This is a genomic window from Bradyrhizobium sp. UFLA01-814, assembly GCF_046718885.1.
Lineage (GTDB): Bacteria > Pseudomonadota > Alphaproteobacteria > Rhizobiales > Xanthobacteraceae > Bradyrhizobium > Bradyrhizobium elkanii.
In genome coordinates, this window is record NZ_JAQOSR010000151.1 from 1 (window position 1) to 23,119 (window position 23,119).

Annotated in this window: 20 protein-coding genes; 10 read left to right on the top strand and 10 right to left on the bottom strand. The window is 64.9% G+C overall.

Annotated features, from left to right (window positions below):
* Positions 1-180: 180 nt before the first annotated feature.
* The 4 genes from PMN64_RS33405 to PMN64_RS33420 form a co-directional block, all read right to left on the bottom strand.
* Complete coding sequence (locus PMN64_RS33405; RefSeq protein WP_028332672.1) at positions 181-1,236, bottom strand: 2-oxoacid:ferredoxin oxidoreductase subunit beta; 1,056 nt, start codon at positions 1,234-1,236, stop codon at positions 181-183.
* Positions 1,233-3,080, bottom strand: a complete 1,848-nt coding sequence (locus PMN64_RS33410) for a 2-oxoacid:acceptor oxidoreductase subunit alpha (RefSeq protein ID WP_018273082.1) — start codon at positions 3,078-3,080, stop codon at positions 1,233-1,235. Before PMN64_RS33410 ends, PMN64_RS33405 begins: the two co-directional genes overlap by 4 nt.
* Complete coding sequence (locus PMN64_RS33415) at positions 3,050-4,849, bottom strand: FAD-dependent oxidoreductase (protein WP_411783758.1); 1,800 nt, start codon at positions 4,847-4,849, stop codon at positions 3,050-3,052. Before PMN64_RS33415 ends, PMN64_RS33410 begins: the two co-directional genes overlap by 31 nt.
* 288 nt (positions 4,850-5,137) lie before the next feature.
* Positions 5,138-5,809 (bottom strand): hypothetical protein, encoded by a 672-nt coding sequence (locus PMN64_RS33420; RefSeq protein WP_411783759.1) that lies wholly within the window; start codon positions 5,807-5,809, stop codon positions 5,138-5,140.
* Between the two features lie 184 nt (positions 5,810-5,993).
* On the opposite strand from PMN64_RS33420, the gene PMN64_RS33425 reads away from it, so the two are divergent.
* Entirely contained in the window at positions 5,994-8,372 is a 2,379-nt protein-coding gene (locus PMN64_RS33425) for a caspase family protein (protein ID WP_411783760.1), read from the top strand.
* A 65-nt stretch (positions 8,373-8,437) separates the two neighbouring features.
* Here PMN64_RS33425 and pip read toward each other — a convergent pair whose 3' ends face one another.
* From pip to pqqA, 6 genes are all read right to left on the bottom strand, one after another.
* Positions 8,438-9,409: a prolyl aminopeptidase gene (gene pip / locus PMN64_RS33430; RefSeq protein ID WP_411783761.1), complete on the bottom strand. Its 972-nt coding sequence runs from the start codon at positions 9,407-9,409 to the stop codon at positions 8,438-8,440.
* Positions 9,399-10,631 (bottom strand): pyrroloquinoline quinone biosynthesis protein PqqE, encoded by a 1,233-nt coding sequence (pqqE, locus tag PMN64_RS33435; RefSeq protein ID WP_411783762.1) that lies wholly within the window; start codon positions 10,629-10,631, stop codon positions 9,399-9,401. The genes pip and pqqE overlap by 11 nt, the downstream gene beginning before the upstream one ends.
* Positions 10,628-10,936 carry a pyrroloquinoline quinone biosynthesis peptide chaperone PqqD gene (pqqD, locus tag PMN64_RS33440; RefSeq protein WP_016839838.1) on the bottom strand — a complete coding sequence of 103 codons (309 nt, stop codon included), beginning with the start codon at positions 10,934-10,936 and terminating at the stop codon, positions 10,628-10,630. The genes pqqE and pqqD overlap by 4 nt, the downstream gene beginning before the upstream one ends.
* 10 nt (positions 10,937-10,946) lie before the next feature.
* Positions 10,947-11,702 carry a pyrroloquinoline-quinone synthase PqqC gene (pqqC, locus tag PMN64_RS33445; RefSeq protein ID WP_028342422.1) on the bottom strand — a complete coding sequence of 252 codons (756 nt, stop codon included), beginning with the start codon at positions 11,700-11,702 and terminating at the stop codon, positions 10,947-10,949.
* A gap of 20 nt (positions 11,703-11,722) precedes the next feature.
* Positions 11,723-12,652, bottom strand: coding sequence for a pyrroloquinoline quinone biosynthesis protein PqqB (pqqB, locus tag PMN64_RS33450; protein WP_411783763.1), 930 nt, complete (start codon positions 12,650-12,652; stop codon positions 11,723-11,725).
* 160 nt (positions 12,653-12,812) lie between these two features.
* Positions 12,813-12,893 carry a pyrroloquinoline quinone precursor peptide PqqA gene (pqqA, locus tag PMN64_RS33455; protein WP_035635412.1) on the bottom strand — a complete coding sequence of 27 codons (81 nt, stop codon included), beginning with the start codon at positions 12,891-12,893 and terminating at the stop codon, positions 12,813-12,815.
* Positions 12,894-13,217: 324 nt separating this feature from the next.
* Between pqqA and PMN64_RS33460 the strand changes: the two genes are divergently transcribed.
* From PMN64_RS33460 to PMN64_RS33500, 9 genes are all read left to right on the top strand, one after another.
* A complete protein-coding gene (locus PMN64_RS33460; protein WP_016839844.1) occupies positions 13,218-13,475 on the top strand; it encodes a DUF6894 family protein in 258 nt (85 codons plus the stop codon).
* A 167-nt stretch (positions 13,476-13,642) separates the two neighbouring features.
* Positions 13,643-14,911: a PQQ-dependent sugar dehydrogenase gene (locus PMN64_RS33465; RefSeq protein WP_411783764.1), complete on the top strand. Its 1,269-nt coding sequence runs from the start codon at positions 13,643-13,645 to the stop codon at positions 14,909-14,911.
* A gap of 115 nt (positions 14,912-15,026) precedes the next feature.
* Entirely contained in the window at positions 15,027-15,596 is a 570-nt protein-coding gene (locus PMN64_RS33470) for a c-type cytochrome (protein ID WP_411783765.1), read from the top strand.
* Between the two features lie 71 nt (positions 15,597-15,667).
* Positions 15,668-17,059, top strand: coding sequence for an amidase family protein (locus PMN64_RS33475; protein ID WP_411783766.1), 1,392 nt, complete (start codon positions 15,668-15,670; stop codon positions 17,057-17,059).
* Position 17,060: 1 nt separating this feature from the next.
* Complete coding sequence (locus tag PMN64_RS33480; protein ID WP_411783767.1) at positions 17,061-17,537, top strand: glutathione peroxidase; 477 nt, start codon at positions 17,061-17,063, stop codon at positions 17,535-17,537.
* Positions 17,534-17,788: a DUF3297 family protein gene (locus PMN64_RS33485; protein WP_411783768.1), complete on the top strand. Its 255-nt coding sequence runs from the start codon at positions 17,534-17,536 to the stop codon at positions 17,786-17,788. The genes PMN64_RS33480 and PMN64_RS33485 overlap by 4 nt, the downstream gene beginning before the upstream one ends.
* A gap of 113 nt (positions 17,789-17,901) precedes the next feature.
* Positions 17,902-19,071 (top strand): mandelate racemase/muconate lactonizing enzyme family protein, encoded by a 1,170-nt coding sequence (locus PMN64_RS33490; protein ID WP_411783769.1) that lies wholly within the window; start codon positions 17,902-17,904, stop codon positions 19,069-19,071.
* 184 nt (positions 19,072-19,255) lie between these two features.
* Entirely contained in the window at positions 19,256-20,317 is a 1,062-nt protein-coding gene (locus PMN64_RS33495; protein ID WP_411783770.1) for a hypothetical protein, read from the top strand.
* Between the two features lie 300 nt (positions 20,318-20,617).
* A complete protein-coding gene (locus PMN64_RS33500; RefSeq protein ID WP_411783771.1) occupies positions 20,618-22,981 on the top strand; it encodes a TonB-dependent receptor in 2,364 nt (787 codons plus the stop codon).
* Positions 22,982-23,119 lie beyond the last annotated feature (138 nt).

The following is a 23,119-nucleotide window of genomic DNA, read 5'->3' on the forward strand; positions in this document are numbered from 1 at the left end:
TGCGCAATTGCGCACGGGAGCAGGGACCCATACGCCGCGGCTTCTGTTGTGAACGGGACTCGTCGTCCCAGCATAGCTAGACAATCTGCATCGGTGGTTAGGGGTCCCTGCTTTCGCAGGGACGACACGGAGTTTGTTGCACATCCTTGCCGCGTCATTTGTGACGGCAAGAATGAGTGTTCAGCGTAGGCTCGCGTTGATCTTGTCGAGCACCGCTGAGCCGGGGCACAGCGCCTGCTCGTCCAGCGTGTTGAGTGGCGTCTCGACAGTGTCGAGATGGGTGTGCAGATCCTCAGCATCCGGATCGACATAGAGCAGGCCGGTGACGATCTGGCCCTTGGCCGCGTGCTTCTGCAGGAAGGTCATCGCGCCGAGGCGATCATGCGGATCGTAGTCGGCGTCGAGCTTGCGCAGCGCGAGCCGCGAGCCGTCATGCTGCTCGACCACCTGCACGGTGCCCGGCGCATAGTCGACGCTGATCGGATCGCGGCCGACCAGCACGTCGAGACGGTTCACCGCGTCATTGTGCTCGCGGACATAGTCAAAACTCTTGGTCGAGCCGGCGTGGTTGTTGAAGGCGATGCAGGGGCTGATCACGTCGATGAAGGACGCCCCCTTGTGGCGGATCGCAGCCGCAATCAGTGGCACCAGCTGGGTCTTGTCGCCGGAGAAGCTGCGCGCCACGAAGGTGGCACCGAGCTGCAGCGCGATCGCGACCAGGTCGATCGCATTGTCGGTGTTGGTGACGCCCTTTTTCGACTTCGAGCCGCGGTCGGCGGTGGCCGAGAACTGGCCCTTGGTCAGGCCGTACACGCCGTTGTTCTCGACGATATAGGTCATGTTGACGGCGCGCCGGATCGAATGCGCGAACTGGCCGAAGCCGATCGAGGCGGAATCGCCGTCGCCGGAGACGCCGAGATAGATCAGGTCGCGGTTGGCGAGGTTGGCGCCGGTCAGCACCGACGGCATACGGCCATGCACCGAGTTGAAGCCGTGCGAATTGCCGAGGAAGTAGTCCGGCGTCTTCGACGAGCAGCCGATGCCGGAAATCTTCGCCACCCGGTGCGGCTCGATCGAGAGCTCGTAACAGGCCTCGATGATCGAGGCGGTGATCGAATCGTGGCCGCAGCCGGCGCACAGGGTCGAGATCTTCCCCTCATAGTCGCGGTGGGTATAGCCCAGCTCGTTCTTCTTCAGGCCCGGATGATGGAACTTCGGCTTTGCAATGTAGGTCATGTCACGGCCTTGCGGAGAGGGGTCACCTTGAGATGATCCTGGTGGTCGCCGATCGCGCCTGCGATGAAGCGCGCGGTGATCGGCGTGCCGTCATAGTGCAGGATCGGCACCAGCCTGACGGGGTCGATGCCGTTCTCGTTGACGATCAGCTGGCGGAGCTGCGCGTCGCGGTTCTGTTCGACCACGTAGACGAAATCGTGGTCGGCGATGAAGCTTGCGACGCTGGAGTGGAACGGGAAGGCGCGGATGCGCATGCGGTCGAGCTGATGGCCGCGCGCCTCCAGGATCCCGATCGCCTCGTCCATCGCGGGCGAGGTCGAGCCGAAATAGATCACGCCGTATTTGGTCGGCTTGGCCGCATTGGCCTGCAGCGGCCGCGGCACCATGTCCTGGGCGGTCTCGAACTTGCGCACCAGGCGCTGCATGTTGTCGGCGTAGACCGCGCCTTCCTCGGAATAGCGCGCGTAGCGGTCGCGCGAGGTGCCGCGGGTGAAGTAGGAACCCTTGGTCGGATGCGTGCCCGGATAGGTGCGATAGGGGATGCCGTCGCCGTCGACGTCGAGATAGCGGCCGAAGTCGCGGCCTTCCTCGAGCATCTCCGCCGTCATCACCTTGCCGCGGTCGTATTGCTTCGCGTCATCCCACTTCAGCGGACGGCACAGCCGGTGGTTCATGCCGATGTCGAGATCGAGCATCAGGAAGATCGTGGTCTGCAGCCGCTCGGCGAGGTCGAAGGCGGCCGCGGCGAACTCGAACGCCTCCGCCGGATCCTCCGGGAACAGCAGCACGTGCTTGGTATCGCCATGCGAGGCATAGGCGCAGGCGATGACGTCGCATTGCTGGGTGCGGGTCGGCATGCCGGTCGAGGGGCCGGCGCGCTGGATGTTCATGATCACGGCCGGTATCTCGGCGAAATAGGACAGGCCGATGAACTCGGTCATCAGCGAGATGCCCGGACCCGAGGTCGCGGTGAAGGCCCGCGCGCCGTTCCAGGACGCGCCGATCACGATGCCGATCGAGGCGAGCTCGTCCTCGCCCTGCACGATCGCGTATTTCGCCTTGCCGGTTTCGGGATCGTGACGGTACTTCTTGCAGTGGCTGGTGAAGGCTTCCGCCACCGACGATGACGGGGTGATCGGATACCAGGCGCACACGGTGGCGCCGCCATAGACGGCGCCGAGCGCGGCCGCGCTGTTGCCTTCGACGAAGATGCGGTCGCCGACCTTGTCGGACTTCTTCACCCGCAGCCCGAGCGGGCATTTCAGGTTCTGCAGCGCCCAGTCGCGGCCGAGATGCAGCGCATGGACGTTCGAGGAGAGCAGCTTCTCCTTGCCCTTGTACTGCTCGCCGATCAGCTGTTCGACCAGCTTGGGATCGAGGTCGAGCAGGGCGCAGAGCGCGCCGAGATAGATGATGTTCTTGAACAGCTGGCGCTGCCTGGGATCGGTGTAGGTCGAGTTGGTGATCGCGGTCAGCGGCACGCCGATGACGGTGATGTCCTCGCGGAATTTCGACGACGGCATCGGCTTGGTCGAGTCGTAGAACAGATAGCCGCCGGGCTCGATCGAGGCGACGTCCTTGTCCCAGGTCTGCGGATTCATCGCCACCATCAAGTCGACGCCGCCGCGGGCGCCGAGATGGCCGTCCTCGGTGACGCGCACCTCATACCAGGTCGGCAGGCCCTGGATGTTGGAGGGGAAGATGTTGCGTGGTGAGACCGGCACGCCGTGGCGCAGGATCGAACGCGCGAACAGTTCGTTGGCGGAGGCCGAGCCCGAACCGTTGACGTTGGCGAAGCGGACGACGAAGTCGTTTACGCTGCTGATCGGGCTTTGGACTGACATGTTGATCCCGCTTGAACCATATCGATGAGGTACTTCTGCATGTCCCAGGCGCCGGTCGGGCAGCGCTCGGCACACAGCCCGCAATGCAGGCAGACGTCTTCGTCCTTCACCATGACGCGGCCGGTCTTGAGGTCGCCGGAGACGTAGAGCGCCTGGTCGTGATGCGGCGAGGGCGCTTTCAGCCGCTGCCGCAAATCATCCTCCTCGCCGTTCTCGGTGAAGCTGATGCAGTCCATCGGACAGATGTCGACGCAGGCGTCGCATTCGATGCACAGCGGCGCGGAGAAAACCGTCTGCACGTCGCAATTCAGGCAGCGCTGCGCCTCGCCGAGCGCGAGCTTGAGGTCGTAACCGAGCTCGACCTCGGCGCGGATGTCCTTCAGCGCGACCACCTTGTCGCGATGCGGCACCTTGAAGCGCTTGTCGGCGGAGATGTCGTTGTCGTAGCTCCACTCGTGGATGCCCATCTTCTGCGAGGAGACGTGCACCTCGGGCAGCGGGCGCTCGTTGATGTCCTCGCCGGACAGCAATCGGTGGATGGAGAGCGCGGCGTCGTGGCCATGCGCCACCGCCCAGATGATGTTCTTCGGCCCGAACGCCGCATCGCCGCCGAAGAACACCTTCGGATTGGTCGAGACGAACGTCTTGGGATCGACCTTCGGCATGTGCCACTTGTCGAATTCGATGCCGCAATCGGCTTCGATCCAGGGGAACGCGTTCTCCTGGCCGACCGCAACGAGCACATCGTCGCAGGACACGGTCTCGTCAGGCTCGCCCGAGGGCACCAGATTGCGGCGGCCCTTGGCGTCGTACTCCGCCTTCACCTTCTGGAAGGTGACGCCAATCAGCTTGCCGGCGACATGCTTGAACGCCACCGGCACCATGTAGTTGAGGATCGGGATGTCCTCGTGCAGCGCGTCTTCCTTCTCCCACGGCGAGGCCTTCATTTCCTCGAAGCCGGAGCGGACGATCACCTTGACGCTCTCGCCGCCGAGGCGGCGCGCGGTGCGGCAGCAATCCATCGCGGTGTTGCCGCCGCCGAGCACGATGACGCGGCGGCCGATCTTGTCGACGTGGCCGAACGACACGTTGGCCAGCCACTCGATGCCGATATGGATGTTGGCGGCGGCCTCCTTGCGGCCGGGGATGTCGAGCTCGCGGCCGCGCGGCGCGCCGCTGCCGACGAAGATCGCATCATAGTTCTCGGCGAGCAGCTGCTTCAGGCTGTCGACGCGCTGGCCGCCCCTGAACTCGACACCGAGGTTCAGGATGTAGTCGGTCTCCTCGTCGATCACGCTGTCAGGCAGGCGGAATTTCGGAATCTGGCTGCGCATCATGCCGCCGGCCTTGGGATCGCCGTCGAACACCGTGCAGTGATAGCCGAGCGGCGCGAGATCGCGCGCCACCGCGAGCGAGGCGGGGCCGCCGCCGACCAGCGCGACGCGTTTGCCGTTCTTCGGTCCCGGCTTCGGCAGGCGATGCTTGATGTCGTCCTTGAAGTCCGCGGCGACGCGCTTCAGGCGGCAGATCGCGACCGGATTGTCCTCGACCCGGCCGCGGCGGCATGCCGGCTCGCATGGACGGTCACAGGTGCGCCCGAGAATGCCGGGGAACACGTTGGACTTCCAATTGATCATGTAGGCGTCGCTGTAACGCCCCTCAGCAATCAACCGGATGTACTCGGGAACAGGGGTGTGTGCGGGGCAGGCCCATTGGCAGTCGACTACTTTATGAAAGTAATCCGGCGCCGAGATATCAGTCGGTTTCATTCCTACCTTTGACCCGCGCGAAAATGCCAGACCCGCGCGGCCTTATCGTTGACGACGAACGCTCACGTGGCGTTGTTCTGGTTTTTGAATTGGATCATAGGCTTATCTTATTAGAGCCGTTCCAGAGAAGGCAAAGGCTAAATTGTCCGATCATCAGCTTTCGCGCGGCTGATGCGCGTGTAGCGTTAATCTCGATTGCGTTATGTGGCGGTGCAACATGATCTGCACCGCCACGCTTGCTTGAGAATATGTTGTCGGAAAACCGCCTCGCACTGTTCCGGATCAGGCCTACTCGCGCGGAAGGTCGCTCTTCGCGATATCCCACAACAGCCTGTAGACGCCGCTGGTGACCACGAGCGGCTTCAAGGCGGCATTGCCGGTGATGCCCGCAGCGGCTTTGGGGAGCGCGCTGACGTCGGTGGCGTCGATCAGCACGAACCAGTCGCCGGCGCCGGGATCGGCTTTCTCCGCATCCGGCGTGAGCGGTTTCGACAGGTCAGGGTCGTTCTCCAGGAGGTGCATCGAGATGATGCCGTCGCGCGAGGCTGGATCGAGTTGCTCCCGCAATGCAGCGCGAACTTTGTCCGCGCCTTCGGCGGGCGGGCGCAGGCGGATGATGCCGAGCGCTGCGCCCCTGCCGACGCCGCGGCTGATCGTGATGCGCGCGACCCCGCGGATCATGTTCTGAAAGCGCGCGATATTGGCCTTCGACCAGTCCGTCTGGTTGGCGAGCGCCTTGCGATAGGCCGGGCTCTCGAGCACATCGAAGGTCGCGGTCGAGTAGAGGCTGAGATATTTCGGCTTGCCGTCATGGGCGACGTAGCGGCGGGCTTCCAGGAAGCCGTCGATGGCGACCCGTTCCTCGAGATGCTCGCGGTCGTACCAGCGATTGAATTCAGCTTCGTGCAAGCTGTCGATATCCATCGAGGTCAGCAGCATGCCTTGTCCGGCGATTGGCATCGAGTGCTCCTTTTTTGCCTGTTTTATCCGCGCAATATCGCCTGATCGCGCGGACCAGGGAAGCTGGTTCCCGGCACCGCAGACCAAGGATTGCCACAATTGCTGCAATCCTGTTCAGCACCGGTTCACAGAGGTAGCATTTCATTCGCTACACCAACTCTCGAGAAGAAAAGGGACGGCCACCATGGCACGCATTCTGTGGGCATTGATCGTCGGTCTGGTGTCGTTCGCCTCGTTTCCCGTGCATGCGCAGGATCAGGAAAAGCGTCTCGCACTTGTCGTCGGCAACGGCGCCTATGAGGCCGGCGCGTTGCAGACCGCCGCGAACGATGCCGGCCTGATCGCGCAGACCTTGCAGGCCGCCGGATTCGACGTGATCGGCGCACGCGATCTCGACGGCGAGACGCTGCGCAAATCGTTCCGCGATTTCATCCAGAAGGTGCAGGAGGCGGGGCCCAATGCTGTCGCCTTTGTCTATCTCGCCGGCTACGGCGTGCAGCTCACGGGCGAGAACTACTTCGTGCCGGTCGACGCCAAGATTGCCCGCGACACCGACGTGCCGGTCGAGGCGATCCGCATCTCCGACTACAGCCACCAACTCTCGGCGCTGCCGATCAAGGCCGGCGTGATCGTGCTCGATGCGGCGCGCAGCAATCCGTTCGCCAAGGAAGGCCAGCCGCTGGCCGGCGGTCTTGCGCTGGTCGATCCCGATCAGAAGATGCTGATTGGCTTCAACTCGGCGCCCGGCACCGTCGCCCCTGACGGTGCGCCGCCTTACGGGCCTTACGCGCAAGCGCTGGCGGAAATGATCCGCACCGGTGGTCTGACCTTGCCCGAGGTGTTCGACCGCGTCCGCCTGCGCGTCAACGAGATGACCAAGGGCGCCGAGATCCCGTGGGATGCGCACAAGGTCGACGCGCCCTTCATGTTCTTCGAGCGCAAGCCGGACGCCCCGCCGCAGCAGGTCGATGCCGGGCTGCGCACCAAGCCGATCCGCGATTTCCCGGCGCAGGATGCTTACGCCGCGGCGCTGGAGCGCGACACGCTGCAAGGCTATGAGGACTACCTGCAGGCCTATCCGAACGATCCGCTGGCGAGGCGCGTGCGTGCGATCGTGGCGGCGCGGCGCGAGGCGATCACCTGGCGGCGCACGTACAATGCCGACACGCCTGATGCGTACTGGTCGTACCTGCGGCGTTATCCGCGCGGGCCGCATGCATACGACGCCCGGCGCCGGCTCGCCTATCTGTCGGCCGCGCTCGAGCCGCCGCCGCAGTTCTCCGTGCTCGACTATGACGTGCCGCCGCCGCCGCCCGACGAGGTCGTCTATGTCGACCGTCCGGTGCTGTACTACAGCGATCCGGTGTTCGACTTCGCGCCGCCCCCGCCGCCGCCGGTGGTCTTCCTGCCACCGCCGCCGCCGGACTTCGTCGTGCTGCCGCCACCGCCGCCGCCGATCGGCCTGTACGTGCTGCCGACGCCGATGTTCGTGGCGATGCCGGCCTATGTCGCCGCACCGGCCTATGTCGTGCCGCCGCAGAACAACATCGTGTTCAACAATATCCACAACACCACTGTCATCAACACGGTGATCAACAATCCCAACCCGACGCCGGCGCAGCTCCATGCGGCCGGGGTGACGGCGGCGATGGGCGGCGCGCCGGTGACGGCGGCACCGCGACTGCCGGCTGCGGCGATGCAGCGCGCCAACCTGCCGGGCGCTCCGCAAGGCGTGACGCCCGCGCAAGGTGCGGCGATGGGAGCTCCACGCGCCGCACCAAACGCTGCCGCGGCACCGAACGCTGCTGCCACTCCGAATGCTGCCGCCGCCCCGAATGCGATGGGCGCGCCGGGCACACCGGGTGCGCACACCCTGCCGGGCGCAAAGAATGGACCGCCGCTGCCGCAGTCGGCGACCGCACCAGCCAATGCCATGCAGCATGGCGCTGTGCCGCCGGGAGCCGCACAACCCGGCGCCGCGCAACCGGGGGCAAAGCCGAATACGGTGGTGCCAGGCAAGCCGGCGACCGCGATGGCGCCTGCCAATGCACAGCCTGCTCCTCCGGCCAAACCCGGTGCCGCCCCGGCGACAAACGCGCCGGCGTCGCCCGCGGCCGCCGGCAAGCCGGGCGCGCAACCGCTCTCGCATGCCGCGACCGCGCCGACCGCAAACGTGAAGCCCTCGGCGCCGCCGTCACCGGCGAACCGCGCGATGTCGACACGGCCGACCACGGCCGCGCGCCCGGCACCTGCGCGTGCCGCAGTGTCGCCGCCGCCGGTCTCCCGGCCCGCGCCGGCGCATGCGGCAGCTCCGCCAGTCCATGCCGTAGCTCCGCCAGTGCGGGCTGCGGCTCCGCCGCCGCGGCCGGTTGCCCCGCCACCTCGTGCTGCGGCTTTGCCGCCGCGTCCGGCCCCGGCACCGGCTCCGCGCGCCGCGCCGCCGCCACGGCCGGCGATGCAGGTGCAACACGCAGCGCCGCCACCGCGGATGGCGGCGCCGCCAAGGCCCACGGCCGCGCCACGGGCAGCGCCGGCATGTCCTCCCGGCAAGTGCAAACATTGAGGGAAGCAAGGGAGCCGGTCGAGTTCTTTACCGGCTCCTGATGTCGAAGGTGTTCCTGCGGCGGCTTAGCCCTTGGCGGCGAGGTCGGCGATCGCCTTCATCACGGCGTTGCGGATGCCGGGATCATAGAGGATATGGCCTGCGCCATCGACGATGCGGACCTCGCTGCCCGGCCAGCGCGCAGCGAGCGCGTACGATGTCGCTGGCGGGCACAATAGATCGTAGCGGCCCTGCACCAGGATGCCGGGAATGCCGGCGAGCCTGCCGGCCTCGTCCATCAATTGATGCGGCCGCATGAAGCAATCTTTGGCGAAGTAGTGCGCCTCCATGAACGGCGTCGAGGGCAGGGCGCCTGAGGCCTTGAGGTCGAGCCGCGTCTGCTTCGGTGTGTGCTCCGACAGCGCGCGTTCGGTGTCGTGCCAGGCGCGCGCGGCCGGCGCATGCACGGCGGCGTCGGGATCGAGGATGCGGCGATAATAGGCCGCAAGCGGCGATGCACGCTCGCTCTCGGGCAGGAAGTTGAGGAAGTCCTCGGAGAGGGCAGGATAGAAGCGCGGCAAGGCGCGCAGGAAAACGTCGTCCAGCTCCTCGGCTGTGCCGAGAAACGTCGCGCGCAGCACCAGCCCGCTGACCCGCTCGGGATGGGCCTGTGCATAGGCCAGCGCCAGCGTCGCGCCCCAGGAGCCGCCGACCACCATCCAGCGCGCGAAGCCGAACCGCTCGCGGATCTTCTCCATGTCCGCGATCATGTGCTGCGTCGTGTTGTTGTCGCGGCTGCCTTTCGGCCGGCTGCGACCGCAACCGCGCTGGTCGAACAGCACGGCGTGAAAGCGCTCGGGATCGAACAGCCGGCGATGATCGGGCTGGCAGCCGCTGCCGGGGCCGCCATGCAGATAGACCGCGGGAATGCCGCCCTCGCGCCCGACGCTCTCGACATGGAGATCGTGGCCATCGCCGACGTCGAGCCATTCCGACGTCAGCGGCGCAAAGGGATCGGCACGCCTCGCGGCCTTGCCGACATCGGCGTCAGGCGCCATTGCGCTTGTCCTGGGATTCGTTCCGGGGTTCGTCCGTCTCCAGCGTGCCGCCGGCGAAGTTACGATACAGGAAGCGGTTCTGCGTGCCGGCGGATTCCCGCTCGGCCTGCTTGAAGATCTCCTCGTGTCGCGGCGACAGCGCGCAGGCCGGGTCGGTGTTGCCGGCATCGCCGGTCAGCGCAAAGGCCTGGCAGCGGCAACCGCCGTAATCGACCTCGCGGAATTCGCAACTCTTGCACGGCTCCGGCATCCAGCCTGTGCCGCGATAGCGGTTGAAGGCCTCCGAGTTCTGCCAGATCCAGGCGATCGAATGGTTCGAGCGCACCGACTCGAATTCGAGCCCGGTGATGCTCTCGGCGGCGTGGCACGGCAGCACCTTGCCGGCCGGCGAGATGTTGAAGAACTGGCGGCCCCAGCCGCCCATGCATTTCTTCGGCCGCAGCGCGTAGTAATCCGGCACCACATAGTCGATCGCGAGCGTGCCCTTCAGGCGCACCTGGGCTTCCTCGACGATGCGGCTGGTCTCCTCGATCTGCGCGATCGTCGGCATCAGCGCGGCGCGGTTCTTCAGCGCCCAGCCGTAATACTGCACGTTGGCGACCTCGAGCCGGTCGGCGTCGAGGTCGACCGCCATCTGGATGATGTCGGGCAGCTGATGCAGGTTCTGCCGGTGCATCACGGCATTCACCGTAAGCGGCATGTCGAGCTCGCGCGTCCATTTCGCGACTTCGAGCTTCTTGCGATGCGCATCCTTCAGACCTGCGACGCGGTCCGCCACAACGGGCTCATTACCCTGGAAGCTGATCTGCACATGGCTGAGGCCGGCGTCGGCCAGCGCCGAAAGCTTGTCCCTGGTCAGCAGCACGGCCGAGGTGATCAGGTTGGAATACAGCCCGACATCGGTCGCGTGCTGCACCAGCTCGACGATATCCTTGCGCGCGGTCGGCTCGCCGCCGGAGAAATGGACCTGCAGCACGCCGAGCTCGGCAAGCTCGCTCAGCACCTTCTTCCATTCCTCGGTGGTGAGCTCGGTCGAGCCGCGGTCGAGCTCGACCGGATTGGAGCAATAGGGACATTGCAGCGGGCAGCGGTGGGTGATCTCGAGCAGCACCGCGAGCGGGATGCCGTAGGTCTCAGCCGCCGAGCGCGTTTGCTCGAGCACCGCGAGCCCGTCGGTTGGGCCTGCTGTCGTTGTCTTGTTGTCGGCGAGCGTGTCACTCATGCTGTGCTCTCGCGCGCTTCGGTGAGAAAGCCCTTGTCGGCCAGATCCTGCAACATGGCGATCACGTCGGTTGCGATCGCCTCGCGCGGGGCGGCATATTTCTCCGCGAGCTGGTCCACCATCGCGGCGACGCTGCGCACGCCGTCACAGAGTTGCAGCACCTCGACCGCGATGTCATCCGGCGCCAGCACGCGCTCCGGCGCCAGGATCACCCAGACCTGCCGCGTCTCGTCGAATTTCAGCTTGGTGTGGCGCGGCAGTTTCGGCCGGCTGGTCTCGCTGACGCTGATGTTGCGGCTGGCCATGATCGTGTCCCTAACCTGTCTTCGGCACGAAGGCGCCGGGCGGAATCTGGCCGTCGACATAGGCGTGATAGAGCGCGTCGAGCTGCACCCACAGCACGTTGGTCTTGAAGATCAGCGCATTGCAGACCGCCTCGCGCTCGGCCGGCGTCCTGGCGTGCTGCTTGACGTAGTCGAGCGCGAAGCCGGCGTCGCGCGGCGCCTGGGTCAGGCGGCGGCTGAAATAGCTCATGATGTCGGGGTTGACGAAGTCGTAGTGCTTCAGCATCCCCGAGATGCGCTCCTCGTGCAGGTTCGGCGCGAACAATTCGGTGAGCGAGGAGGCGATCGCCTCCAGTGGGGTGCGGTCGCGGCAGAAATGCACATAGGCTTCGACCGCAAAGCGCGTCGCCGGCAAGATGCCTTCGGTGGACTCCACATAGGCGGTATCCAGCCCGAGGCCTTCGGTCAGCTTCAGCCAGCGCTCGATGCCGCCTTCATTGCCGAGATCGCCGTCGTGATCCTCGATGCGGTGGCGCCATTCGATCCTTGTGTTGCGGTCGCGGAAGCGCGAGATCACCATCGCGTCCTTCAGCGGGATTGTGCTCTGGTAGTAATAGCGGTTCAGCGCCCAGGCCTGGACCTGGCCCTTGTTGAGCTTGCCACCGTGCAGCAGGCGGTGGAACGGGTGCAGGCTATGATAGCGCGTGGCACCGATCGTGCGCAGCGTTGCCTCCATCTCCTCGGCACTGTCGAGCGTGATGCCCTTGCCGATCGAGAGCGCGGTCATTCCGGTGGTAGGCACGACATTCACAGCATGATCTCCGTTCCGTCGGAGGGAATCTGCCAGCCCGCCTGTTCGGCCGCCTTGCGTTCGGCCGAGGTCCCAAGCAGCGCCGGGTTGGAGTTGTTGATATGCAAAAACACTTTTCGTCCGATGTCGAGCCCGGCGAGGCTTGAGATCGCGCCGTGATCGCCCGACATCGCGATATGGCCCATGCCCTGACCGGTCTTGTTGCCAAGCCCCGCCGCGATCAGCTCGTCGTCGCGCCACACCGTGCCGTCGAAGAACACCAGGGGGGCGCCCTTGAGCCGTGATTTCAGGTCGTCTGTCACCCGGGCGCAGGCGGCCACAAAGTAGAAGTATTTGCCGCTGCGCTTGTCCGCAATACGCAGGCCGAGCGTATCGCCGACGCCGTCGGCGCCCGCCGGATGCGCCTTGCCCTCGAGATACCACGCGCCCTTGCCGGGAACCTCGAACGGCAGCACCTCGAGCCCGGACGGCGATCCGTCGGGCAGGGCCGGTTCGAAGGCCTGGTCGACCGCGATCGGCCGGCGGTCGACGTTCTTGTCGCTTAGCACGTTGAAGATGCTGTTCGAGCGCAGGATCGCAAGCACCCGCTCATGCGCGTAGATCGTGAACGGCGAGCCCTCACGCATCGACAATAGCCCGGCGACCGCGTCGATCTCGCCATTGGTGAGGATGACGCCCGCGATCGGGCTGTGGCGCAGTGCGCCGTGCTTCGGATGCAGCTGCGGCGTGGCAATCAACTGCTGGCGCAGATCCGGGGACGCATTGACCAGGAACCAGTGCACGCCGTCGCCGCTGACGGCGATCGAGGCTTGCGTGCTCTGCAGTTCGGGGTGGTCGCTTCGCGCCGTCCTGCAGACGGCGCAGCCGCAGTTCCACTGCGGAACGCCGCCACCCGCCGCGGCACCCAGGACGACGACACGAAACATGATCCGTCCCCTGGAGAAGCTTGGCCTGGAGAAGTTTTGTTGGACCCAGAAACGTTACGAGGTGGACTCCGGATTTGAAACACACTCCCTTGCTCGGGAGCGCGTTACGCCCGGATGTCCACCTGCGCTAAAACGCTAAACGTGTATGGGGCGCTGCCGCTTACTTGCGGGTTGCGCACATATACATGTTGATTTCCATGCCGACCGACACTTCCACGATCTTCGGTGCTTTCCAGGCCATTTGGCTCTCCTTGTTGCAACCGGACGAACTTTCCGCCCTGCAGAGTAAACTACTGTGGTTGGAAAAGTTCGCCAGTTAAATTTTCTGTAAGGTGCCGCCTCGAAGGGGATGTTGCACTGCGGCAAGTAAATCTTGCCCACTCACAAATTTGTGCGCGCGTTTCCCGTCAAAAGCCCGTGGCATCAGACCTTTTTCCTGTTGTTCGCCACACGGTGAATGGTGATCTTGGAATAAGTAAACAGGGCCCTGCGGTCCTCCGAAGGTCCTGTGACGATCCTGTGCTCTCCCCTGACGGGAAGCGACTAACCGAGCCGAGTTCAGCCGATGCCACGCTATTTCTTCAATACCCGTATCGGCGACGAGCTGATCTCCGATCCCGACGGCGAAATCCTGCGGGATCCGGATCGCGCGTGGGAGATGGCGCGCGCGATGATTCGCGAACTGCTCAAGACCGAGGGCGCCGACGGCGCACTGCTCAGCGCCGTGATCGAGGTGACGGACGATGAGGGCGAGATCGTTCTGGAGTTTCCATTCACGGAGGCGATTCTCGATCGCCCGGACCGCTCGATGACAAGGCACTGACGCGCGCTGGCCCGCCGCGTGGCCCACAACCATGCGTTGGCCGATGCCAGCATGTTTCCGATTGCAATTGTCCGGACAAATTCACAAGACTATGAACGGAAAGCCGAACGGCGCCGGGCGACGTCAATGGCGCAATCAACAACGGCTTCCACCCAGGGGAGATCATCATGAAAAAACACTCGTTCGCACCGCGCAGCCTGCTGCTCGCGGGGGCCATGCTCGGGGCGTTCACGCTCTCTGCTGCGGCGCAACAGCCGGCCGCGCCGGCGGCAGGTGCCGCCGCCGCCCAGCCGCTGCCGCCGGGCTCGCCCTTGCTCGGGCGTCCCGACAATGAAGCCGCCGCCAAGCTCGCGCCGGTGGCGCCGCCGCCGCTGCCGTCCGCGCCCGACAAGCTTCCGCTCGCCAAGCTCAAGGCGCCGGCCGGCTTCAATGTCGAGATCTATGCGGCCGGCATGGCCAATGCGCGCTCGCTGGCGCTCGGCGACAAGGGCACGGTGTTCGTCGGCAGCCGGCTCGTCGACAAGGTCTATGCGATCGTCAACAAGGACGGCAAGCGCTCGGTCAAGGTGATCGCCTCCGGCCTCTATCGTCCGAACGGCGTCGCCTTCAAGGACGGCACGCTCTACATCGCCGAGCTCTCGAAGGTCTCCAAGATCGACAAGATCGAGGACAATCTGGACAACCCGCCGAAGCCCACCGTCATCTACGACAAGCTGCCGAAGGACGAGGCGCATGGCTGGAAGTTCATCGCCGTCGGTCCCGACAACAAGCTTTATGTTCCGGTCGGACAGCCCGGCAACAACGTGCTGCATGACGCCGACCACGGCCAGATCCGCCGCATGAATCTCGATGGCTCCGGCGCCGAGGTCTACGCGCTTGGCGTGCGCAACACGGTCGGCTTCGACTGGAATCCCGAGAACAAGCAGATGTACTTCACCGACAACGGCCGCGACTGGCTGTCGGAGACGGTGCCGGAAGACGAGCTCAACCGCATCGCCAAGGCGGGCGAGGATTTCGGCGCGCCGTACTGCTACCAGGGCAACATCATCGACCAGGAGCTCGGCTGGGGCAAGAACTGCAAGGATTACACCGCGCCGGTCGGCCTGATGGGCCCGCATACCGCTTCGCTCGGCATGCGCTTCTACACCGGAAGCCAGTTCCCGAAGACCTACAAGAACGTCATCTTTGTCGCGCGTCACGGCTCCTGGAACAAGTCGCAGAAGCAGGGTGGTGACGTGGTCGCCGTCAGGCTGAACAAGGACGGCACGGTGAAGTCGATGGAGCCGTTCCTGACCGGCTTCCTCGAGGACAACAAGTATGTCGGCCGCCCGGTCGACGTCATGCTGCTGAAGGACGGCTCGCTGCTGGTCTCCGACGACTGGAACGGCGCAGTCTATCGCGTCAGCTACGGCAAGCCGAAGGTCGCCAATCAGTAAGTATCAATCGTCGTCATTGCGAGCGAAGCGAAGCAATCCATACCGCCACTTGCGGAGCTATGGATTGCTTCGTCGCTTCGCTCCTCGCAATGACGGAATATGTCGGGAGTGGCCAATGCACAAAACCATCATCGCAGTCCTGGCGCTGGCCGCTTTCAGCTTCTCCGCAAATGCCGAGACCATCCAGGAGCGCGCCGCGGCGTGCTTTGCCTGCCATGGCGAGCATGGCACGTCGGAAACCGAGAACACGCCGTCGCTCGGCGGTCAGACGGCGCCCTATGCGCTGATCCAGCTCTTCATGTTCCGCGAAAAGCTGCGGGTGTTCGACCCGATGAACGAGATGGCGAAGCCGCTGACCGATGACGATTTGCGAAGCTTCTCGGATTTCATCGCGACCTTGCCGAAGCCCACGCCGCCCGCTGACGCCGGCGATCCTGCGCGGATGGCGCGTGGCCAGACGCTGGCGCAGCAGAACCGCTGCAACAGCTGCCACAACACCGATTTCTCCGGCAAGGACAACGTCCCGCGCATCGCCAACCAGCGCGAGGACTACCTCGCCAAGACGCTGGCCGAATACAAGGACAACAGCCGCCACGGCTATGACGCCACCATGGCGGACGTGATGCAGACGGTCACCAAGGAGCAGATCGGCGACCTTGCCTATTACATCGCGCATGTCCGCTGAAACATCGGGCGGCGGGCCGCTGGTCATGTTCTCCGCGCGGCGCTAAAACGCAGCGTCACACGGAGTTGCACATGCAGGATATTTGGCGTCTGTCGGCGGCCGAGCTCGCCAGCCTCATCAAATCGAAGAAGGTGTCGGCGAAGGAGGCGGCGGAGGCCGGGCTCGCCCGGCTCGACGCGGTCAACCCGAAGCTCAACGCGGTGGTCGACCACCGGCCGGACGACGTGCTGGCGCAGGCCGCCAAGGTCGATGCGGCTATTGCGCGCGGCGAGGCGGTGGGGCCGCTTGCCGGTGTGCCCGTCACCATCAAGGTCAATGTCGACCAGGAGGGCTACGCCACCACCAACGGGTTGAAGGCGCAGCGCGACGTCATCGCCAAGGTCGACAATCCGGTGGTCGCCAATCTGCGCAAGGCCGGCGCGGTGCTGCTCGGCCGCACCAACTGTCCGGCGGTCTCCTATCGCTGGTTCACCACCAACCTCATTCACGGCGACACCAAGAATCCGCGCGATCCCGGTATCACCCCGGGCGGCTCGTCCGGCGGCGCGGGCTCCGCCGTCGCGGCCGGCATCGGCCACATCGCGCACGGCACCGATATCGCCGGCTCGGTGCGCTATCCGGCCTATGCCTGCGGCGTGCACGGCCTGCGGCCGAGCATGGGCCGCATCCCGGCCTTCAACGCCGCATTGCCGGAGCGTCCGATCGGCCCGCAGATCAGCGCGGTGTCGGGCCCACTGGCGCGCACCGTCAACGATCTGCGCATCTCGCTCGCGGCGATGTCGGCGCCTGACTATCGCGATCCCTGGTATGCGCCGGTGCCGCTCGAGGGACCACCACGCGAGAAGCGCGTTGCGATGTGCCTCAATCCCGACGGCCTCAACCCGGTGCCGGAAGTGGTCGCCGCGGTCGCCGACGCCGGCAAGCGATTGCGAGAGGCTGGCTGGATCGTCGAGGAGATCGCCGACACGCCGTCCTTGCGCGAGGCGGCCGAGATCCAGACCCGGCTCTGGCTCGGCGACGGCTATGAGGCCCAGCTCGCATTCGCGGAGCGCGAGGGCGATCCCGGCGCGCTGGCCTGCCTGCGCGGCGTCCGCTCAAGAGTGCATCCGTTCGATTTGTCGCAGGCACTGACCCGCCGCGCGACGCTGACCCGCGAATGGTTCGCCTTCCTCGACAAATATCCGGTGCTGCTGATGCCGGTGTCCGGCGAGCTGCCGTTCCCCGACCATCTCGACCGCAAGGACGAGGCGTCGTTCGCGCGGGTGTGGCACGCGCAGCTGCCGCAGATCGCGATCCCGTTCATGGGGCTTCCTGGGCTCGTCGTCTCCACGGGCCTCGTCGGGCGGATTCCGGTCGGCGTGCAGCTGGTGGCCGGACGCTACCGCGAGGACCTCTGCCTTGCCGCGGGCGAGGCCGTCGAGGCCGGCGGCACGCCGTCGTCGCCGATCGATCCGGTCAATTGAGATGGCGACCGTTTACGATTTCACCGCCAAGTCGCTCGCCGGCGACGAGGTGCCGCTGCAGCGGTTCGAGGGCCAGGTGCTGCTGATCGTGAACACGGCGAGCGCCTGCGGGTTCACGCCGCAATACAAGGGCCTGCAGGAGCTGCACGCCGGCCTTTCGGCGCGCGGCTTTGCCGTGCTCGGCTTCCCCTGCAACCAGTTCGGCGCGCAGGAGCCGGGCGATGCGAAGCAGATCGCCGCGTTCTGCGAGACCAACTACGCCGTGACGTTTCCAATGTTCGCCAAGATCGACGTCAATGGCAGCGGCGCGCATCCATTGTACGAACACCTGAAACGTGAGAAGTCGGGCCTGCTTGGACCCGCGATCAAATGGAACTTCACCAAGTTCCTGGTCGATCGCGCCGGCAAGGTCGTGGCGCGGCATGCGCCGACCGCCCGGCCCGAAGGATTGAAGAAGGAAATCGAGGCGCTGCTATGAGCGACGACACCAACGACCAGTTTCCCGACCGCCTCTCGGTCGATCCGAACAGCCCGTACTACAACGCGGATATTCTCGCCCGCGATGTCGGCATCCGATTCAAGGGTGCCGAGAAGACCAATGTCGAGGAGTACTGCATCAGCGAAGGCTGGGTCCGCGTCACCGCGGGCAACGCCAAGGACCGTTACGGCAATCCGCTCACCATCAAGGTGCATGGGCCGGTCGAGCCGTATTTCCGGGATAAGAAGTAGGACGCAGTCATTCCGGGGCACGCGAAGCGTGAACCCGGAATCTCGAGATTCCGGGTCTGGTGCTTGCGCACCATCCCGGAATGACGCGGCAAGTAACCTGAAAGCGAATCCCCATGTCCGTTCGCATCGTCGACGTCCGCGAGGTCACAAAACCGATCTCCTCGCCGATCCGCAATGCCTATATCGACTTCACCAAGATGACCTCGAGCCTGGTGGCCGTGGTCACCGACGTGGTGCGCGACGGCAAGCGGGTGGTCGGTTACGGCTTCAATTCCAATGGCCGTTATGGGCAGGGCGGTCTGATCCGCGAGCGCTTTGCGCCGCGCCTCAAGGAAGCTGATCCGAAATCGCTGCTCGATGCCGATGGCGGCAATCTCGATCCGGACAAGGTCTGGTCGACGCTGATGTCGAACGAGAAGCCGGGCGGCCATGGCGAGCGCTCGGTCGCGGTCGGCACCATCGACATGGCGGTGTGGGACGCGGTGGCGAAGATCGCCGGCAAGCCGCTGTTCCGGCTGCTCGCCGAGCGCCACGGGCTATCAGCCAATCCGCGCGTCTTCGTCTACGCCGCCGGCGGCTACTATTATCCTGGCAAGGATCTCGGCGCGCTGCGCAAGGAGATGCGCGGCTATCTCGACCGCGGCTACAACGTCGTGAAGATGAAGATCGGCGGCGCGCCGCTTGCCGAGGACCGCGAGCGCATCGAGGCGGTGCTGAAGGAGATCGGCAGCGCGGCGCAGCTCGCGGTCGACGCCAACGGCCGCTTCGATCTGGAGACCGCGATCGCCTACGCCAAGATGCTGCGGGAGTATCCGCTGTTCTGGTACGAGGAGGCCGGCGATCCGCTCGACTACGCGCTGCAGGCCGCGCTGGCCGAGTTCTATCCGGGTGCTATGGCGACCGGCGAGAACCTGTTCAGCCACCAGGATGCACGGAACCTGATCCGCTACGGCGGCATGCGGCCGGACCGCGACTGGCTGCAATTCGATTGTGCGCTGTCCTACGGGCTCTGCGAATATCAGCGGACGCTCGAGATGCTGAAGACCCACGGCTGGTCGCCGAGCCGCTGCATCCCGCATGGCGGCCACCAGATGTCGCTGAACATCGCGGCCGGCTTCGGCCTCGGCGGCAATGAGAGCTACCCCGACCTGTTCCAGCCCTATGGCGGCTTCCCGGACGGCGTGCGCGTCGAGGGTGGCCACATCGTGATGCCCGACCTTCCCGGCATTGGCTTCGAGGGCAAATCCGATCTCTACAAGGAGATGAAGGCGCTGGCGGACTAAGTCCCGGCCAGCGACTGCCGATCCGCCGGGCGCGGGGTGGGTCAGGGCTTGCTCGCAAAATATTGTGAGCGTTGCTCAATAAATTATTGAACGTTGCTCATTTCCGGATATACTCATGAGAACAGGGCGTCTTTGTCCCGGATGATCGGGAGCAGGCGCAAAAACCGGCCGTGAGGAGTGCTGCATGCCATATTCAGCAAAGGATCTCCGGGAAGCCGCAAACGCCGGAGTGATCAGCCCGGCTGATCTGGAACGGTTGCTCACTTTCCTGGCGAGCAGCGCAGGGCAGGGGGCGGCCAGTGACGCCAGCCCCGCCGCCAAGTTCGATGCCGCGCATGTGCTGTGGTACGCCGGTGCGCTCATCGTGATCGGTGCCATGGGCCTGTTCTCGACCTTGGCCTTCACCCAGATGGGCGGCAGGGCGCTGACGATATGTGCGATCGCCTACGCCACCGCTTTCACAATGGGCGGCCACTATCTCTGGCACCGGAAGAATCTGCGGGTTCCCGGCGGCCTGCTGATCGCGATCGCGGTCTCGATGGCGCCGCTCGCGGTCTACGGCATCCAGGACGAGCTTGGCTGGTGGGGCAAGTTCGGCAAGCCGGGAACCGTGCAGGACTTCTACGTCTGGGTGAAGGGCAGCTGGATCTTCATGGAGATTGCGACGATCGCCGCCGGCATCGTCGCGCTGCGCTACTACCGCTTCGCCTTCATCGTCGCGATCATCTCGGTCGCGCTGTGGTTCATGTCGATGGATCTGGCGCCGTGGTTCAGCGGCATGGCTCACGCCGATTTCGAGATGCGCCGCAGGGTATCGATCTGGTTCGGGCTTGCCGTGCTCGCGGTGGCCTGGATCGTGGACTATCGCAGCCGCAACGGCGACTTTGCGTTCTGGCTGCATTTGTTCGGCCTGATGGCGTTCTGGGGCGGAATTAGCGCGTCCGAAGGCTCAACCGAATTGAGCAAGGCGGTGTATTGCCTGCTCAATGTCGGCCTGATCGTGATCGCCGTGATCTTGATGCGGCGCGCCTATGCGGTGTTCGGCGCGTTCGGCATCTGTCTCTATCTCGGCCATCTCGCCGACGTCGTGTTCAAGGACTCGCTGTGGTTTCCGTTCTCGCTGTCGCTGATCGGCATTGCCATGATCGCCGCAGGCCTGCTCTACCATCGCAACGAGCGTGCGATCACCGGCTGGATCGACGCGCATCTGCCGGCGGGGCTGCGTCCGCGGTCCGCAACCGCGTGACCGAGACGTCCTGATCGTTTTAGAACCGCTACAATCTGGAATCGCTACAAGAAGTGCGGCGCGCGAGTGCCGCTCTTCTTTTCTCGGCGCAAATCCGGAAGCCGACAGAAACCATTCGCATCCTTGACTTTTCCAATGCTGCGCTCGCCGCGAGCTGTACCCCCGTCCATTCGTCGCGATTTTATTCCGTCGTCACGCAAAAATTTTCTCGCGCCCGTCGTCTGGACGCACAGCGCCTCACCTCTCTAGAGGACGGCGCATCGCCTTCAGCGAAGGCGAGAGTTGCTTGGGGACGACGTCATGACATCAAGATCACAAGGCCATCGTCGCACTGTCTTGCTTGCGCTGCTCACGGCGAGCTATCTCGCGCTGAGCGTTCCGCTCGCAACATCTGCTGCGCGCGCGCAATCGGCGCCGACGCAGGCCGGCGCATCGTCGCTGCCGCCAGTGACTGTCACTCCGCCGGCCACGCAACGCCGCCGCAGCGCGCCGAAGGCCGCGCGCAACTCGGCCACCGCACGAGGCCGCCGCACCCAGACGGCGCGGCGGATCGCGCCTGCGGCGGCAGCAAAACCCTTCGCGGAATCGCAGGACGCCCGCACCGGCACATCGGGCTATTTCGCCAACAGCACGTCGGTTGCGACCAGGACCAACACCGCCATCGTCAACATCCCGCAATCGCTCAACGTGATCACGCGGGAGCAGATCCGCGACCAGAACTACCAGGGCCTCACCGACGTCACCCGCTACGTCCCCGGCGTTGCCGTGCACCAGGGCGAGGGCAATCGCGACGAGCTCGTGATCCGCGGCGTCGATTCCAGCGCCAACTTCTTCGTCAACGGCTTTCGCGACGATGTGCAGTATTTCCGCGACATGTACAACGCCCAGAGCATCGAGGTGCTGAAGGGGCCGAGCGCGCTGACCTTCGGCCGTGGCGCCGGCGGCGGCCTGCTCAATCGCACCCTCAAGGAGGCCGACGGCAACCGCGTCTACGAGGCGACGGCGCAGACCGGCTCGTGGGGCGATCGCCGCGTCAGCCTCGATGCCGGACAGGCGATCAACGACAACGTCGCGGCAAGGCTCAACGTGTTCTACGAGGGTGCCGATGCCTTCCGCGATTTCAATCATCTGGAGCGCTACGGCATCAATCCGACGGTGACGCTGAAGCCCGACGACAACACCAAAATCAAACTGAGCTATGAATACTTCCACGACGGGCGCACCGCCGATCGCGGCAATCCCTCGCAGGGGCTGCCGGGCGGCGCGACCCGCTTCAACCCGACCACGCCGTTCGCGCCGAACGGCGACTTCTCGACCTTCTTCGGCAGCCCAAGCCTGAACACTGCGCAGGCGACGGTGCAGACCGGCATGGCCATTATCGAGCACGATTTCGAGAACGGGCTTACGGTGCGCAACGGCACCATCGCCGCCGACTACCAGAAGTTCTATCAGAACGTCTATCCGACCGGCGGCCCGCTCGCCGGCGCGGTCAATCCCGCCGACACGGCGGTCAATCTCGGTGCCTACCAGCACACGACGAACCGCGACAATGTCTTCAACCAGACCGATTTCACCTACAAGACCTGGACCGGGCCGCTGTTCCACACCGTCGGCTTCGGCACCGAGTTCGGCCGGCAGACCGGCGTCGACATCCGCAACACCGGCGTGTTCCCGAACGGCACCAACACCATCGTGCAGAACCCGTTCGCGCCGACCTATTTCGGCCCGGTGACGTTTCTTCACCACTTCACCGGCACCAACAGCGACGGCGTCACCACGCCCGATTCGAACAGCCGCTATGCGCTGAACATTCAGTCCGGCTATCTCAGGGACACCATCGAGATTTCGCGCGCCGTGCAGATCATCGCCGGCGCGCGGTTCGATCGCTACGACATGTCGGCCACCGACATGAACACCAACATCAATCGCAATCGCGTCGACAATCTGGTGTCGCCGCAGGGCGCCCTCATCATCAAGCCGATCGATTCGATGTCGGTCTACACCGCCTACAGCATCTCCTTCCTGCCGGCCTCGGGCGACCAGTTCAGCGCGCTAAACGACGGCACCCTGATCCTGCAGCCGCAGCGCTTCGAGAATGTCGAGCTCGGCATGAAATGGAACATCAACCCGAAGCTGCTGTTCTCGACCGCGGTCTACAATCTGAACCGCACCAACCAGCCGATCGCCGATGGCAACAATCCCGGCTTCTTCTTTCCCTCCGGCAGCACGCTCACACGAGGCGTCGAGGCGAGCCTGACCGGCTATGTCACCGAGCAGTGGCAGTCGTCGCTCGCCTATGCCTACACCGATGCGAAGATCACCGGTGCGACCTCGGCGACCGTCGTGCCCGGCAACCGCGTTCAGCTGGTGCCGTACAATCAGTTTGCCTGGTGGAATAAGTATCAGTTCACGCCGATGTGGGCCGCCGCGCTCGGCGTGATCTATTTCGGCGATTCCTTCGCCTCGTCCGACGACACGGTGCGGCTGCCGAGCTTCGTGCGCTTCGACGCGGCGGTCTATGCCAAGATCGACGAGACCTGGCGCGCTCAGCTCAACGTCGAGAACATTTTTGACAAGGGCTATTGGGCGTCCGCCGACGGCAACAATAACATCTCACCGGGGCAGGGCCGCACGGTAAGGCTGATGGCAAGGGCGAGGTTTTAGGGGCGGCCATGATGAATGCGGGGATGACGGTGTGAGAATTGTAGCGAGCGGCCTCCCACGCCGTCGTCCTGGCGAAAGCCAGGACCCATATGTGGACGGCCCCCGTGGCACAAGAGCTGTTTGGTGAGATCGGATCGC

What these genes read in the sequence shown, in the direction of transcription:
- PMN64_RS33405 (WP_028332672.1), bottom strand. Translation starts at nt 1,236, where the DNA reads ATGACCTACATTGCAAAGCCGAAGTTCCATCATCCGGGCCTGAAGAAG.
- PMN64_RS33410 (WP_018273082.1), bottom strand. Translation starts at nt 3,080, where the DNA reads ATGTCAGTCCAAAGCCCGATCAGCAGCGTAAACGACTTCGTCGTCCGC.
- PMN64_RS33415 (WP_411783758.1), bottom strand. Translation starts at nt 4,849, where the DNA reads ATGAAACCGACTGATATCTCGGCGCCGGATTACTTTCATAAAGTAGTC.
- PMN64_RS33420 (WP_411783759.1), bottom strand. Translation starts at nt 5,809, where the DNA reads ATGCCAATCGCCGGACAAGGCATGCTGCTGACCTCGATGGATATCGAC.
- PMN64_RS33425 (WP_411783760.1), top strand. Translation starts at nt 5,994, where the DNA reads ATGGCACGCATTCTGTGGGCATTGATCGTCGGTCTGGTGTCGTTCGCC.
- pip (WP_411783761.1), bottom strand. Translation starts at nt 9,409, where the DNA reads ATGGCGCCTGACGCCGATGTCGGCAAGGCCGCGAGGCGTGCCGATCCC.
- pqqE (WP_411783762.1), bottom strand. Translation starts at nt 10,631, where the DNA reads ATGAGTGACACGCTCGCCGACAACAAGACAACGACAGCAGGCCCAACC.
- pqqD (WP_016839838.1), bottom strand. Translation starts at nt 10,936, where the DNA reads ATGGCCAGCCGCAACATCAGCGTCAGCGAGACCAGCCGGCCGAAACTG.
- pqqC (WP_028342422.1), bottom strand. Translation starts at nt 11,702, where the DNA reads ATGACCGCGCTCTCGATCGGCAAGGGCATCACGCTCGACAGTGCCGAG.
- pqqB (WP_411783763.1), bottom strand. Translation starts at nt 12,652, where the DNA reads ATGTTTCGTGTCGTCGTCCTGGGTGCCGCGGCGGGTGGCGGCGTTCCG.
- pqqA (WP_035635412.1), bottom strand. Translation starts at nt 12,893, where the DNA reads ATGGCCTGGAAAGCACCGAAGATCGTGGAAGTGTCGGTCGGCATGGAA.
- PMN64_RS33460 (WP_016839844.1), top strand. Translation starts at nt 13,218, where the DNA reads ATGCCACGCTATTTCTTCAATACCCGTATCGGCGACGAGCTGATCTCC.
- PMN64_RS33465 (WP_411783764.1), top strand. Translation starts at nt 13,643, where the DNA reads ATGAAAAAACACTCGTTCGCACCGCGCAGCCTGCTGCTCGCGGGGGCC.
- PMN64_RS33470 (WP_411783765.1), top strand. Translation starts at nt 15,027, where the DNA reads ATGCACAAAACCATCATCGCAGTCCTGGCGCTGGCCGCTTTCAGCTTC.
- PMN64_RS33475 (WP_411783766.1), top strand. Translation starts at nt 15,668, where the DNA reads ATGCAGGATATTTGGCGTCTGTCGGCGGCCGAGCTCGCCAGCCTCATC.
- PMN64_RS33480 (WP_411783767.1), top strand. Translation starts at nt 17,061, where the DNA reads ATGGCGACCGTTTACGATTTCACCGCCAAGTCGCTCGCCGGCGACGAG.
- PMN64_RS33485 (WP_411783768.1), top strand. Translation starts at nt 17,534, where the DNA reads ATGAGCGACGACACCAACGACCAGTTTCCCGACCGCCTCTCGGTCGAT.
- PMN64_RS33490 (WP_411783769.1), top strand. Translation starts at nt 17,902, where the DNA reads ATGTCCGTTCGCATCGTCGACGTCCGCGAGGTCACAAAACCGATCTCC.
- PMN64_RS33495 (WP_411783770.1), top strand. Translation starts at nt 19,256, where the DNA reads ATGCCATATTCAGCAAAGGATCTCCGGGAAGCCGCAAACGCCGGAGTG.
- PMN64_RS33500 (WP_411783771.1), top strand. Translation starts at nt 20,618, where the DNA reads ATGACATCAAGATCACAAGGCCATCGTCGCACTGTCTTGCTTGCGCTG.